The sequence below is a fragment of the Gracilibacillus sp. JCM 18860 genome, assembly GCF_055395245.1.
This window is the reverse complement of sequence record NZ_AP043868.1, coordinates 1,071,202-1,084,142: the sequence shown is the minus strand read 5'-3', so window position 1 is coordinate 1,084,142 and position 12,941 is coordinate 1,071,202. Positions and strand designations below refer to the sequence as shown.

The following is a 12,941-nucleotide window of genomic DNA, read 5'->3' as shown; positions in this document are numbered from 1 at the left end:
TGGGATTGAGTTTCAGGGTAATGGACACTAAACATTGTAATAGTTGCTAAACAGCTGATTTTTTTCCGCAATGTACATAAACGAATATAAAGATCTCCATTAGTTTTTTGTTTTCAAAAGAATTACCCCAAGCTTTCCCATGCTGCGTGCATTCCAGCTACTCTTCCAGTGACAAGGGCTGCCGTAATGTTATATCCACCTGTATAACCGTGGATATCTAAAACCTCTCCACAAAAATAAAGTCCATTCATTAGCTTTGATTGCATGGTACTAGGGACAATTTCTTTAATGGAGACACCTCCACCTGTAACGAATGCTTTTTCAAGAGGTAGACTCCCATGTACATCAAACCGAAAATCTTTCAGATCATTTACTATGGAAATTACCATTTCCCGGGAAATGTTACCAGTATTCAACTGTGGTTCAAGGTTATTTTTGTTTAAGATAAAATCTAAATATCTTTCTGGCACAATACCTTTTAGCAAATTTTTAACACTTCTTTTAGGGTTTTCTTGAATTTTTAAGAGAATTTCATTAAGTAATTTTTCTTTGCCTTCTTCAGGAATAGCATCAATCGATACTTGAACTTTTTCTAAGCCAGATCGGAGTAGTTTTACAATAAATTGTGAACATCTTAAAGTAGCCGGACCTGAAATTCCAAAATGGGTAAACAGCATATCCATTTGGTGTGAGATCACCTTCTTTCTATTAGCATCATATACAGATAACTCTACATTTCTCAAGGAGAGTCCTTGTAGAGTTTTGGATCGTATAAATGACTCATTAGAAAGAATAGGGACTTCAGTCGGATACAAATCTGTTACCGTATGTCCAGCTTTTTTAGCCCAAGGAAATGCATCTCCTGTCGAACCGGTATGTGGAACTGCCTTTCCACCTGCAGCAATGACTATAGACTTTGTTTCGATTTTCTCCCCATTTTCTAAAATAACTCGATGGTTGGAATCTCCATAATCTATCGCTTGAACAGCCGTTTTCTTGCGTATAGTCACTTCGTATTTTCGTAATTCGTTTAGTAGCGCATTGACGACGTCCATTGCTTTATTACTGACAGGAAACATCCTTCCATGGTCTTCCTCTTTTAATGCAACACCTAAGCCTTCAAAATATTCAATAATGTCATAATTATCGAAAATAGAGAAAGGACTATATAAGAATTTTCCGTTACCTGGAATATGTTTAATCACTTCTTCTTTTGGTAGCCGGTTTGTAACATTGCACCTGCCCCCACCAGAGATAGCCAGTTTTTTCCCTAACTTATTTCCTTTTTCAATTAATAAGGTGCTTGCTCCCTGTTCAGCTGCAGCAATTGCTGCCATTAAGCCGGAAGGACCTCCACCAATAACGGTAACCTGATATGTCATACAAGATAACCTACTTTCTAATGTGAATCTCATTACCTAATCATAAACTAATTTACTTCAGTAGTAAATGTCAACTTCTTATAGAGCTAAACCATTACTAATGCCTTATTTCGTCATGAATCGATACCATTCACTAAGTAGTTTATGATAGAATAAAAATGTTAGACGAATTTGTAGAATTTAGGTGAAAAAATGTCAAGCTCGAATTTTATACGAGGAACGATGTTGTTAACTGCAGCAAGTTTTCTCTCTAAATTTTTAGGGATGATTTATGTTATACCCTTCACTAACATTGTTGGAGAAACGGGAATGACTTTATATGGATTTGCGTATACACCATATAGCATATTAATTAGTGTATCGACAGTTGGGGTACCTTTAGCTGTTTCTAAGTTTGTATCGAAATATAATTCATTAGATGATTATTATACAAGTATGCGAATATTTAAACTTGGTACGGTATTAATGTTCATAACAGGTATAGTAGCCTTCTTCATTATGTACTTTGGTGCGGATGTCATTGCTAAATTATTTTTAGCTGAAGAAAAAAAGGAAATTTCTTTAGAAGATGCAGCCCATGTTATACAAATGGTAAGCTTTGCTTTAATTATAATCCCGAGCATGTCGATCATGCGGGGCTTTTTTCAAGGGAATCAGTCCATGGGACCGACTGCTGTATCACAAGTAATTGAACAGATTGCAAGAATTACCTTTTTACTAATTGGTGTATTTTTAATTAAGGTGGTATGGGATGGTTCTAATTCTACCGCTGTCGGGTTGGCGACATTTTCCGCCTTTGTAGGTGCCATTGCTTCATGGGTCGTATTATTAATGTACTGGAAAAATAGAAAAAGATTTCTATCTGAAAAACTAGATCAACAAAAGAAAAAAGTAAGGATACCTAGATCAAAGCTATTAAAGGAATTATTCCAGTATGCTGGACCATTTGTTTTAGTCGGAATTGCAACCTCACTGTATCAATTGGTCGATTTAATTACTTTCGATAAGGCAATGGTTGCTATTGGAAAAGGGGATATTTCCACAATCGCTTATTCTGTTTTCAATGTGCAAGGTCATAAAGTAATTTTAATTCCTGTAACCATTGCTACAGGACTTTCATTGGCATTGATTCCTGAAATAACTAAATCCTTTAATCTAAACCAGGTCGATCGGTTAAATAAACAGATTAATCAATCATTGCAAATAATTATGTTCTTTGTCTTACCAGCGGTTGCAGGGTTAGTCATTTTATCACATGAAATCTATGGGGGATTGTTTGGCATTGATAATATTTCGATTGCTGGACCTTTATTTGCTTGGTATGCCCCGACTGCATTAACCTTTGCCTTCTTCACCGTAACCTGTTCTATTTTACAAGGAATTGAACAACAAAAATTCACATTGATTAGTCTATCAGCAGGTATATTAATAAAAATCCTTTTAAACTCTTTAATGATTCAATTACTTGCTGAAAAAGGAGCAGTTATTACGACATTACTGGCAACAAGTGTTGCTGTTTTCTTAAACTTGTGGAGAATCAAAACTTCACTCAAATTCAGCTATCGAAGATTTCGAAAATTATCGCTATTAATGCTAATCTTTACCATTGTTATGGCGATATTGTTATTGCTTGTAAAATGGTTGTTTGGATTCTTTATTTCCTACAATGATGGGCAATTGATTGCTTTTGTCATTACAATAATTGCCGTATTTATAGGTGGAGCATTCTATATGTACTTCGGTTATATGTCTACGCTTTTTGAACGAATAGTCGGTAAACGAATACCGATCTTAGATCGAATCTTCAGACGATGATTATATTGGGGGACAATTTAAATGCGTCTTGATAAGCTATTGGCTAATATGGGGATTGGAAGTAGAAAAGAAGTGAAAGAGCTGATCAAGAAGAAATCAGTCTCTGTTAATGGGAAAATAATAAAATCAAATCTTTCGATTGACCCAGAATTTGATAGAATTGAATGTAATGGTCAGGTAGTGGAGTACCAAAAATATGTTTATTTTATGCTCCATAAGCCTTCAGGTTATCTCTCAGCTACAAGAGATCAAGAACAAAAGACAGTGTTAGACCTTTTGAAGACAGAGGACCAGGCCCGTTCACCATTTCCAGTTGGTAGATTGGACAAGAATACGGAAGGGTTATTATTATTAACAAATGATGGTCAATTGGCTCATGAGCTCTTATCACCAAAAAAACATGTAGACAAAACCTATTTTGCGAAAATCTCTGGATTTGTCACAGAAAATGATGTAGCAGAATTTTTGCAAGGAGTGGATATTGGTGATTATATTACAAAGCCAGCCAAACTGAAGATTCTTAAGGTAGAAGAAGTTTCGGAAATAGAAGTTACGATAACAGAAGGAAAGTTTCACCAAGTAAAACGAATGTTTGAAGCTGTTGGTAAAGAAGTGTTGTATTTAAAAAGGTTAACGATGGGATCACTGGAACTTGACCCAACCTTAAAATTGGGGCAGTATCGTGCTCTCACTGATCAGGAGATACAAAATATTTTAGAGGAAACGAAGGGATAGGTTAGTAGTATTCAATTAATGTAGATCGGTTATCCCTGATTGAATGCTGCTTACGACCATTGATTTAGCATGATGATAAAAAAACCAGCATTCTTTATATGCTGGTTTAAAATTGAATTTTATTATATATATATTTAAAATTTTACGATATCTTTACTTTTTTCTTTGTGATTTCCCAACGTCCCCGATTTGGGCTATTGACAAGCCCGTTATAAGCTAATAAGTGTAAATCTCGCTGTACAGTACGGTCTGTAATACCAAACTCTTCTGCTATTTCGTTTGTGGTTACACATCCATTCTCTTTAATAAAAAGATAGACTGATTTAACACGAGATAGCATACGGGTGGTTGATTGACTCAAAGAATCACTCCTTAAAAGTTATCGAATCCAATTACTATCATTCTATTCATGTTGCCTAACCTTATTTTACACTTATCGAAGAAATATTTCTAGCGTAATTGTGAATATTTACAGATAATTAAAAGATGAAAGGTGGTTGCACGATGTATTTAATAAGAAAATTTTTAACGAAGGTTGTTCATATCTCAAATTTAGCCATTTTCATCGTTAGCTTGCTACTTATTGTTTCGACAGCTTGGTTAATTATGCTAGTCGAGCGTGAAACCTTTCCGACCTTTTTCGACGGGCTATGGTGGGTGATGACGACTGTTACAACAGTTGGCTATGGAGATTTTTATCCAGTGTCGATTGGAGGTCGACTTATTGGGGTATTTTTGTACCTTTTTGGTATCGCACTTATAGGATTGGTATTAGGGAAGATTATCGAAGCATTTGCAATCTACCGTAAAAGAAGAGAAGAGGGTGAAATAATGTATAAAGGAAAGAATCATTATATTATTATCGGATGGTCTCAAAAAGCAAAATATGCGATAAGAGAAATGATTAATACAGACAAAAATATTGAAATTATTATCATTGATGAACTGGAAAAAGCACCGATATTAGATCACAATATTCATTATATTCAGGGGAATGCTTCTGAAAGAAACGTCTTAGAAAAAGCCAATATAAAAGAAGCGAATACAGTCTTAGTTTTTGCAGATGATAAAATCGAAAACGGCCAATTAACAGATGGAAAAACACTCTTGATTGCTTCTACCATTGAGTCGATAGCGCCAGAGGTATATACGATAGTGGAAATTATGGAAGAAATTCATATGAAAAATTTTAAATATATGAATGTGGATGAATTTATCCTTTCACATGAAACGATTTCTTCTTTATTTGTTAGGTCCGGCTTTAGAAAAGGAATATCTAATATTTTTTCTCAACTATTAAAACACGCTGAAGGTGACGACTTATACTATATTCCCACTCATTCTAAATGGAAAACCTATCGAGATGCGTTTGATGCATTACTTGAAAAAGGTGCGACTTTAGTAGCAGATCGTGACCAGTTAAACATAAATCGAATGCTCGATCATACTATTCCTAAAGATGCAGAGCTATATGTAATTTGTGATTCAGAATCACATCAACGGATTCTGGAGGAGGTGTAATATGTCTTTCCATTATTTTATTGCAATGAAGCTGGATCATTCCACTAAAGAATGGCTCGATTCATGGAAACCCGATATCAATAAATATCATCTGCCTTATAAAACATGGGTACATAAGCAAGATTATCATATTACACTTCAATTTTTGGGGGGAATCAAGGAAGAAAAGCGGAACCAATTGATGGACCTTCTAAATCGCGTTGAAAAGCTACCAGCATTCGCTACGCAAATTACAGGTTTGGACTATTTTGGACGTGAGGATAGACCGAAAGTTTTATACGCAAGTGTTGATAAAGCACAAGAATTAGAAAAACTATATTTAGCCATAAAGGCGATTTGTAAAGAGATCGAAATCCCAGTAGATAGTAGAGAGTATCATCCACATATCACTATAGCGAAAAAGTGGACAGGAAAGACCGAAAAGATAGATAAGAATATATTTAATCTTAAACTGAACAAATTAATTTATCTTTCTGAAGTCGCCTTATATCAGATAAATCCACGAAAAGAGATAAAATATCAACCTATAAAGGTCATCCCATTACAGAGAGGGTGTTGAACTTGGCGCAATTAATTAAATTAAAAAACTATATTTCTCGATACGAAAAAGATATGTACCATTATCCTAGTCAATACAGTCGTCTAAAAATGGAAAATTGGAATCGACTAAGGGAGCTTTGGCAGGAACAAAAGAATGATCAACCAGTGGAGATTTTAGAGGAGAAAGAGAAACACAATACCAAATGGCCTACTCTTTTTAAAGGGAAGGAAGAGGAAATGGTTAAGGAGGAACAAGCTCGGAAATTGGACCTACCAGAGGGTGAAAAGGAATTGAAGCAATATTTCCTTGATAAGTTATTGCCATTTCAACTAAAATGGGCATCTTCTACTACACATGAAATGTCATTCTTGGAGAAGGATTTTTACCATGATGAACGATTGAAATACTTTCTACAACGGATACCTGATACCTTTTTAATCCTTTATTCCCCCATTTTTAAATTGAAAAATCATTTATTGGATGGGGAAATTATCTTGATTAGTCCTGTTGGAATTGAGGTGATCACACTTTTAGAAAAATCCTACGATAGAAGAATTACAGCAAAGGATAATCGTTTTTGGTACATAGAGGAGAATAATGTTCAGGCAAAGATGCTAAGTCCACTCATTTCCTTGCAAAGAATGGAAAGAATTATTCGAGCAATTTTAGCAAAGCATGACGTTGAATTTCCGATAAAAAAAGTCGTCCTCTCTAGAACGAATGTATTCGAATACCTCACAGAGCCTTATCAAACAGAATATGTAGGTAAAGAGGAACATGAGGATTGGTTAATAGCAAAACAGAAGTTCATTTCACCCTTTAAGCATAATCAATTGAAAGCTGCTGATTTAATTGTAAAATATTGCGAAACAAAATCGTTTAAAAGACCGGAGTGGCAGCAAGAAGAAGAAAAAAATAATGACATGAACAGACATAATTTCTTATAAATTTAGAAAAAATCTCATTTTTTACTTGAAAAGTTGTCTACTTTTGCGGTAATCTATTATTACTATTCCCTATTTTTCGGAATAATAAATAGACAGATTTTTGTGAGAGGAATTGAGGGTGACTGCTGTGGAACATATATTGGGAGAAAACTGGAAAATCGTATCTGCAGGTGGTTCTACTGGTGCAGCATACTACGCTCATTCGGAACAAAAGCAATTGTTTCTTAAACGCAACTCATCCCCATTTTTAGCAGTATTGTCAGCACAAGGCATTGTCCCGAAGCTTGTCTGGACAAAGCGTTTAGAAAATGGAGATGTTGTTACGGCACAGCAATGGTTAGACGGTAAAGCATTAAATAATGAAGAAATGCAACACCCTAAAGTAGCCAAATTGCTTAGTAAAATACATCATTCCTCTGAATTATTGGATATGCTTTTAAGGATTGAAAAAACAGAAGTAACCCCTGAAAATAGTCTGAAAACAGTGAAAGAACTTATTCAAAATAATTCAATTCAAACATTAGTCCTTTATAAGGCATATAAATACTTAGAAAGCCGCCTACCTTATATTCATATCGATCATCAAGTTGTTTGTCACTGCGATTTAGATCATCACAATTGGATGCTTTCTGAGAACGGAGAGCTCTATTTAATTGATTGGGACAATGCGCGTGTTGGTGATCCAGCAATGGACATTGGTCGAATTCTCCAGTCCTATATTCCGATGGAGGATTGGAACCAATGGTTAGCTTATTATGGTGTAGAAAATAGTACACATTTGATGCAGCGGATGCATTGGTACCTTATAATTGATGCTATTATCGGTTACGTTTGGAATTATCAGCATCGAAAAGAAAAAGAAGCCCATCAACATTTAATGGAACTAAATCAGCTTCTTTATCAAGTTAATAATTGGAATCTTTAATCGTTTCTAACCATCCCTGAATAGATGTTTGATTGTTTATGATGTGCTGATCTAAATCTTCTGAATTGGCACCATCAGTACCGTATTGATAAATACCGGTGAAGTGTTCCATTAGTTTAGTATGTGGTAGATCTGTTTTTTGCTGGAGTGATTCCACTAATCGAGCGATTTGCTCACATTCGGAAGAACTACCACAGCCTTCTTCGGCATGTAGGCTTAATAAATCATGCAATAAATCCAATTGATGTTGTGTATTTAACGTCATAAATATCCCACCTTTATCCTTAGCTTATACAAAAGTTATGGATTTATTCTATCGATAGAATAGCTTTTTTTTAAAGGAGAACACTTAAATGAGAGCAAGACATAAGCCTTGGGCGGATGAATATTTGAACAAGAATAAAGATATCATCGAGCCTGAACCAAAACAATTCAAAGGAAACTGGAAAAGTTTATTTGAAAGTGAGAAGCCTATTCATTTAGAAATAGGTACAGGAAAAGGTCAATTTATTGTAGGAATGGCAAAACAATATCCGGAAATTAATTTTATCGGATTAGAAGTAGTCAAAAGTATTATTGTGTCTGCTGTTGAAAAGGTAAAAGAAACTGATATTCATAATGTTCGTTTATTGAATGAAAATGCTGAAAACTTATCCGAGTTATTTTCAGAAGGCGAGATTGACACACTATATTTGAATTTCTCTGATCCTTGGCCGAAAAATCGTCATGAAAAACGTCGATTAACGTTTCCAGCTTTTTTAGAACAATATAAAGCTATTATGAAAAAAAGTGGCCAGATTATATTAAAAACAGACAACAGAGGGTTGTTTGAATATTCACTAACTAGCTTTTCAAAATTCGGCTTTGTGTTAGAGGATGTTACGTTAGATCTTCATGCAGAAGATGATCCAAATAATATAAAAACAGAGTATGAAGAGAAATTTTCAGCAAAAGGACTACCGATTTATCGTTGTGTCGCTAGAATTAAGAGCTAGATGTCTGTACATTACTTTAAATAAAAAAAGAGCTAAGCTTAGACTTAGCTCTTTTTTTTGATCTAACTGCGCTCTTCGCACCTAGGAGATGTCCGTGTGGTCGAATATACTCACTCTGTTTTTGTTTGAATAACTGATCCTGTTCTAGCATCGACAAAAAACTCTAAAGAAATATGTTGCCCGTCTACATGCTTGGTAATTCCACCATGGTATACATCATAGGTTAGCCCATGGATTTGATATTGCTCAGGTTTCATATAAATCCACGAACCACTTACATCATATTGTTGCTGAAATTTTTGCTTGGCCATTTTAAGAGCATTTTCTGGCTTAATCCACTGATTAGTTTTCTTCTGAATGGTATAACCTAGTATAAACCCAACTCCAACTGCCAGTATCCATTTATTTGTTTTCACAGTATCCTCCTACATTATGACAATGATAGATGTTTGCACTTTCCTTTAGTGTAAATAGAAATATTAAAAAAATGCAAGTATTTTAATGAAAATAAAAAAAGTGTTATAGTTAAGAAAATGATAAAAGAGGGTGCTTGTTTGTGAATCAAGAAACAATACAATTATTTCGTGAATTAACAGAGTTACCTGGAGCGTCGGGTAATGAACACCAAGTGCGTGATTTTATGCGCAAAGAGCTTGAAAAATATGCGGATGAAATTATCCAAGATAAATTGGGCGGTATATTTGGTCTGAAGCATGGTAAGGGACCTAAGGTTATGGTTGCAGGTCATATGGATGAAGTAGCCTTTATGGTGACACAAATAACCGAAAATGGGATGATTAGATTTCAACCACTTGGTGGGTGGTGGTCCCAGGTTTTATTATCTCAAAGAGTAGAAATTATGACAGAGCATGATAAAGTAGTTGGGGTAGTAGGATCGATTCCACCACATCTCCTCACAGCAGAAGAAAGAAAAAAACCGATGGAACAGAAAAACATGTTAATTGATGTCGGAGCAGATGACAAAGAAGATGCTAAAAAAATGGGAATTAAACCAGGACAATCGATCATACCTGTATCTTCTTTTACCCCAATGGCTAATCGTAAAAAAATATTAGCCAAGGCTTGGGATAATCGCTATGGCTGTGGTTTAGCGATTGAGCTATTAAAGGAATTAAAGGGAGAAAGTTTACCAAATCAGCTTTATTCGGGAGCAACTGTCCAGGAAGAGGTAGGACTAAGAGGTGCAAAAGTAGCAGCGAATATGATCGAACCAGATATTTTTTATGCACTAGATGCATCGCCTGCAAATGATATGTCAGGTGATAAAAAAGAATTTGGGCAGCTAGGAAAGGGTGCTTTACTTAGAATCTTCGATCGTTCCATGATTACACATAAAGGAATTCGTGAGTTTGTTTTAGATACTGCAGAATCACATAACATTCCATATCAGTATTTTGTATCACAAGGTGGGACAGATGCTGGTGCGGTACATTTGTCTAATCAAGGTGTACCATCCGCTGTTATTGGCATTTGTTCACGCTATATTCATACACATGCTTCCATCATTCACGTAGATGATTATCAAGCAGCGAAAGAATTACTCGTTCATCTCGTTAAAACAACAAACCAAAATACAGTAGACCAAATAAGGAAGTATTAAAAAAAATGAACATGATTGTTGGTTCTTTTAATAAAGCAAAAGTAAATGCAGTAAAACGAGTTTTTACAGAAGCTAGCGTGGAAAGTAAAGAGGTTTCCTCACAGGTTAGTGGACAGCCTAGGAGCGAGGAAGAAACATTAGAAGGGGCGATTAATCGAGCAAGAGCGTGTCGGAATGATACATCATTTGGGATCGGATTAGAAGGTGGCGTTACTTATCTTAACAACCAGCTTTTTCTTTGCAATTGGGGTGCATTAGTAACACCATCAGATGAATTATTTATAGCCAGTGGGGCTAAAATACCCTTACCGGAAATAATAGAACAAAAATTAGTAAAGGGTTTGGAGTTAAGTGAAATAATGGCTAATCTAACACACGAAGAAGATATTCGTCATCATTTAGGTGCAATCGGTGTGTTTACAAATGGAGAGGTATCAAGAGAAGAGATGTTTGTACATGTATCCTTACTTTTGAAAGGACAGTATCAATCATCGCATATAGGAAAAAAGAATTAAAAAATTCCTCTTGTTTAGATAAAGAAAAAAAAGTATGATTATAATGGGGAATATAGGACTATATGATCAGGAGGATCTCTATGAAGGTAAATGCGCCAGGATTGGCAGTAATTTGTGTATTACTAGTTTGTGTCGTAGCAATTAGTATCTTGAGCATAGAGCCAACAGAGGAAGTCTTATCAGAGGCAATTAAGGTAGCGGAAGAGAATTTTGATAATACAACTGTTGAGCCCAATGAGGAAACAGATCGTTTTTCCTTTTATTTACCGGAAGAATATGACATTGAAAAACAAACGAAAAATAACCTTATTTTAATTAGGGATGATCAAACGTACATTTTGTTTTACAATGCCTTAGAGGATAGAATGAGCCGTTTAAATTATGAGGCTGCGAAGGAAAGCGATTATACAGTGCTCGAATCGTTTGAAAAAAAGGATCGTTTCGGTTATATTCATATTTTAGAGGATGAAGAAGAGATGCTACAGCTCCAGATTGGAGTAGGTGGTGTCAAAATTACTACAATTAGTGAGAAGGGTCGGTTAGCGGAGGATGCTAAACAAATGATGCTTATCGCTAATTCCATTGCCTATGAAAATCATCAATAATTGGAGGTTTATACATTGCAGCCATTACAATCAGAACAACAATTTAACGAATTGATCCAAGGGGAAAGAGTCATCTTTCTATTTACAGCTGGTTGGTGCCCAGATTGTCGTATCATCGAACCAGTCTTACCGGAAATAGAAGAAAAATTTAATACGTATCAATTTGTTTCCGTTGATCGAGATCAATTTATCGATATTTGTGCAGAATATGATATATTCGGCATTCCAAGCTTTTTAGCATTCGACAAAGGTCAAGAAGTTGATCGGTTCGTAAGTAAAGATCGCAAAACACAGGAAGAAATTGAAACTTTTTTAACAGATTTATTTTAATTAATCGATGAAAAGGGCTTATCATAAAGATAGGCTCTTTTTATGTCTAATGAAATCTTAACGGAAATTAGCAATGGTGTACTTGCTAGAATCTTAAGCAGATCAATCATTCGCTCATTTTCTTGATTCCATGAAGTTCTACATGCTAAAATGAAGATTGGTTGTTTTCTTCCTAGAAGGAGGATGCTAAAAATGAAGATGACTACATTAAAAATGAAAAAAAAATTAGACGAGCTTTTTATAAATGAAGCATGGCGTGTATCCTTTTTAAGAGATAAAGATATTTATCGAGTAGAGTGGAAGGACACGAAGCAAGGTGTTTCGATCCAAATTCCCAATGTGATTACAAAATATGAACAAAGAGGAAACAAAGCATTAGACGAGCTTCAGTTTCATGTATCGGAATCTTTAAAAATGATGCATGAAGAGCATGAGTTAGATGGAAAGGAAAAGAATATCTTTCCAGTAATTCGTGCAACTTCATTTCCAAAGAAGACAAAGGCGGGTATCAAGTTAGTTTATTCCGAACATACTGCGGAAACGAATATTTATTATGCCCTTGATCTTGGAACAACCTACCAACTAATTGATGAAAAAATGTTAGAGGAACAAGGCTGGACGAAGGAAAGGTTAAGAGAGATATCGATATTTAATCTACGATCTTTAGACATAGATAGTAAAAAAGACACAGTTGCTGGAAATGATTATTACTTTATTGCAACTCAAGATGGCTATGATGCCAGCCGTATATTAAATGAATCCTACTTGGAGGAAATGAAAGCTAACGCACTTGGGGAATTAGTTGTCGCCGTTCCTCATCAGGATGTACTGATTGTTGCAGATATCCAAAACGAAACCGGTTATGATATTATCGCACAGATGAATATGAAATTCTTTGCTGAAGGACGAGTTCCTATTACTTCATTGCCATTCGTTTATGACAACAAGCATTTAGAACCTATATTTATTCTGGCAAAAAACAAACCAAAAAAATAAACCGAAGGGAAGA

The 12,941-nt window shown here is 35.2% G+C and carries 16 protein-coding genes; 12 read left to right on the top strand and 4 right to left on the bottom strand.

Going from position 1 to position 12,941, the window contains the following annotated elements; genetic code table 11:
* Positions 1-122: 122 nt before the first annotated feature.
* Positions 123-1,382: a BaiN/RdsA family NAD(P)/FAD-dependent oxidoreductase gene (locus tag ACZ5R4_RS05730; RefSeq protein ID WP_109983029.1), complete on the bottom strand. Its 1,260-nt coding sequence runs from the start codon at positions 1,380-1,382 to the stop codon at positions 123-125.
* Positions 1,383-1,574: 192 nt separating this feature from the next.
* Between ACZ5R4_RS05730 and ACZ5R4_RS05725 the strand changes: the two genes are divergently transcribed.
* Positions 1,575-3,197, top strand: a complete 1,623-nt coding sequence (locus ACZ5R4_RS05725) for a putative polysaccharide biosynthesis protein (RefSeq protein WP_464368182.1) — start codon at positions 1,575-1,577, stop codon at positions 3,195-3,197.
* A 21-nt stretch (positions 3,198-3,218) separates the two neighbouring features.
* Positions 3,219-3,932, top strand: a complete 714-nt coding sequence (locus tag ACZ5R4_RS05720; protein WP_277679889.1) for a pseudouridine synthase — start codon at positions 3,219-3,221, stop codon at positions 3,930-3,932.
* A 142-nt stretch (positions 3,933-4,074) separates the two neighbouring features.
* On the opposite strand, the gene ACZ5R4_RS05715 is transcribed toward ACZ5R4_RS05720, so the two are convergent.
* Positions 4,075-4,293, bottom strand: coding sequence for an HTH domain-containing protein (locus ACZ5R4_RS05715; protein ID WP_109983026.1), 219 nt, complete (start codon positions 4,291-4,293; stop codon positions 4,075-4,077).
* Between the two features lie 143 nt (positions 4,294-4,436).
* On the opposite strand from ACZ5R4_RS05715, the gene ACZ5R4_RS05710 reads away from it, so the two are divergent.
* From ACZ5R4_RS05710 to ACZ5R4_RS05695, 4 genes are all read left to right on the top strand, one after another.
* Entirely contained in the window at positions 4,437-5,453 is a 1,017-nt protein-coding gene (locus ACZ5R4_RS05710; RefSeq protein ID WP_054861379.1) for an ion channel, read from the top strand.
* Position 5,454: 1 nt separating this feature from the next.
* Positions 5,455-6,012 carry an RNA 2',3'-cyclic phosphodiesterase gene (gene thpR / locus ACZ5R4_RS05705; protein WP_464368181.1) on the top strand — a complete coding sequence of 186 codons (558 nt, stop codon included), beginning with the start codon at positions 5,455-5,457 and terminating at the stop codon, positions 6,010-6,012.
* A 2-nt stretch (positions 6,013-6,014) separates the two neighbouring features.
* The gene (locus ACZ5R4_RS05700) at positions 6,015-6,941 is read left to right on the top strand and encodes an NERD domain-containing protein (protein ID WP_109983024.1); all 927 of its coding nucleotides are present in this window, start codon (positions 6,015-6,017) and stop codon (positions 6,939-6,941) included.
* Between the two features lie 127 nt (positions 6,942-7,068).
* Positions 7,069-7,866 (top strand): phosphotransferase family protein, encoded by a 798-nt coding sequence (locus ACZ5R4_RS05695; protein WP_054789108.1) that lies wholly within the window; start codon positions 7,069-7,071, stop codon positions 7,864-7,866.
* On the opposite strand, the gene ACZ5R4_RS05690 is transcribed toward ACZ5R4_RS05695, so the two are convergent.
* Positions 7,847-8,131 carry a YtzH-like family protein gene (locus tag ACZ5R4_RS05690; protein ID WP_054789103.1) on the bottom strand — a complete coding sequence of 95 codons (285 nt, stop codon included), beginning with the start codon at positions 8,129-8,131 and terminating at the stop codon, positions 7,847-7,849. The two genes, ACZ5R4_RS05695 and ACZ5R4_RS05690, sit on opposite strands and share 20 nt — an antisense overlap.
* A gap of 88 nt (positions 8,132-8,219) precedes the next feature.
* On the opposite strand from ACZ5R4_RS05690, the gene trmB reads away from it, so the two are divergent.
* Positions 8,220-8,861 carry a tRNA (guanosine(46)-N7)-methyltransferase TrmB gene (gene trmB, locus ACZ5R4_RS05685; RefSeq protein ID WP_054861382.1) on the top strand — a complete coding sequence of 214 codons (642 nt, stop codon included), beginning with the start codon at positions 8,220-8,222 and terminating at the stop codon, positions 8,859-8,861.
* 110 nt (positions 8,862-8,971) lie between these two features.
* On the opposite strand, the gene ACZ5R4_RS05680 is transcribed toward trmB, so the two are convergent.
* Positions 8,972-9,277 (bottom strand): PepSY domain-containing protein, encoded by a 306-nt coding sequence (locus ACZ5R4_RS05680; RefSeq protein ID WP_054861383.1) that lies wholly within the window; start codon positions 9,275-9,277, stop codon positions 8,972-8,974.
* Between the two features lie 140 nt (positions 9,278-9,417).
* Here ACZ5R4_RS05680 and ACZ5R4_RS05675 point away from each other — a divergent pair, with 140 nt between their 5' ends.
* From ACZ5R4_RS05675 to ACZ5R4_RS05655, 5 genes are all read left to right on the top strand, one after another.
* The gene (locus tag ACZ5R4_RS05675) at positions 9,418-10,482 is read left to right on the top strand and encodes a M42 family metallopeptidase (RefSeq protein WP_109983021.1); all 1,065 of its coding nucleotides are present in this window, start codon (positions 9,418-9,420) and stop codon (positions 10,480-10,482) included.
* Between the two features lie 5 nt (positions 10,483-10,487).
* Positions 10,488-10,997, top strand: a complete 510-nt coding sequence (locus tag ACZ5R4_RS05670) for a DUF84 family protein (protein ID WP_109983020.1) — start codon at positions 10,488-10,490, stop codon at positions 10,995-10,997.
* 80 nt (positions 10,998-11,077) lie between these two features.
* The gene (locus ACZ5R4_RS05665; RefSeq protein WP_054861386.1) at positions 11,078-11,602 is read left to right on the top strand and encodes a hypothetical protein; all 525 of its coding nucleotides are present in this window, start codon (positions 11,078-11,080) and stop codon (positions 11,600-11,602) included.
* Positions 11,603-11,617: 15 nt separating this feature from the next.
* Positions 11,618-11,932 carry a thioredoxin family protein gene (locus ACZ5R4_RS05660; protein WP_109983019.1) on the top strand — a complete coding sequence of 105 codons (315 nt, stop codon included), beginning with the start codon at positions 11,618-11,620 and terminating at the stop codon, positions 11,930-11,932.
* A gap of 192 nt (positions 11,933-12,124) precedes the next feature.
* On the top strand, positions 12,125-12,928 hold the full coding sequence (locus tag ACZ5R4_RS05655; protein WP_054861388.1) for a DUF1444 domain-containing protein: 804 nt from the start codon (positions 12,125-12,127) through the stop codon (positions 12,926-12,928).
* Positions 12,929-12,941 lie beyond the last annotated feature (13 nt).

Bases quoted from the DNA above. Each gene is read 5' to 3' on its own strand.
- ACZ5R4_RS05710 (WP_054861379.1), top strand. From the start codon at position 4,437: ATGTATTTAATAAGAAAATTTTTAACGAAGGTTGTTCATATCTCAAAT.
- ACZ5R4_RS05720 (WP_277679889.1), top strand. From the start codon at position 3,219: ATGCGTCTTGATAAGCTATTGGCTAATATGGGGATTGGAAGTAGAAAA.
- ACZ5R4_RS05665 (WP_054861386.1), top strand. From the start codon at position 11,078: ATGAAGGTAAATGCGCCAGGATTGGCAGTAATTTGTGTATTACTAGTT.
- ACZ5R4_RS05730 (WP_109983029.1), bottom strand. From the start codon at position 1,382: ATGACATATCAGGTTACCGTTATTGGTGGAGGTCCTTCCGGCTTAATG.
- thpR (WP_464368181.1), top strand. From the start codon at position 5,455: ATGTCTTTCCATTATTTTATTGCAATGAAGCTGGATCATTCCACTAAA.
- ACZ5R4_RS05725 (WP_464368182.1), top strand. From the start codon at position 1,575: ATGTCAAGCTCGAATTTTATACGAGGAACGATGTTGTTAACTGCAGCA.
- ACZ5R4_RS05655 (WP_054861388.1), top strand. From the start codon at position 12,125: ATGAAGATGACTACATTAAAAATGAAAAAAAAATTAGACGAGCTTTTT.
- ACZ5R4_RS05690 (WP_054789103.1), bottom strand. From the start codon at position 8,131: ATGACGTTAAATACACAACATCAATTGGATTTATTGCATGATTTATTA.
- trmB (WP_054861382.1), top strand. From the start codon at position 8,220: ATGAGAGCAAGACATAAGCCTTGGGCGGATGAATATTTGAACAAGAAT.
- ACZ5R4_RS05670 (WP_109983020.1), top strand. From the start codon at position 10,488: ATGAACATGATTGTTGGTTCTTTTAATAAAGCAAAAGTAAATGCAGTA.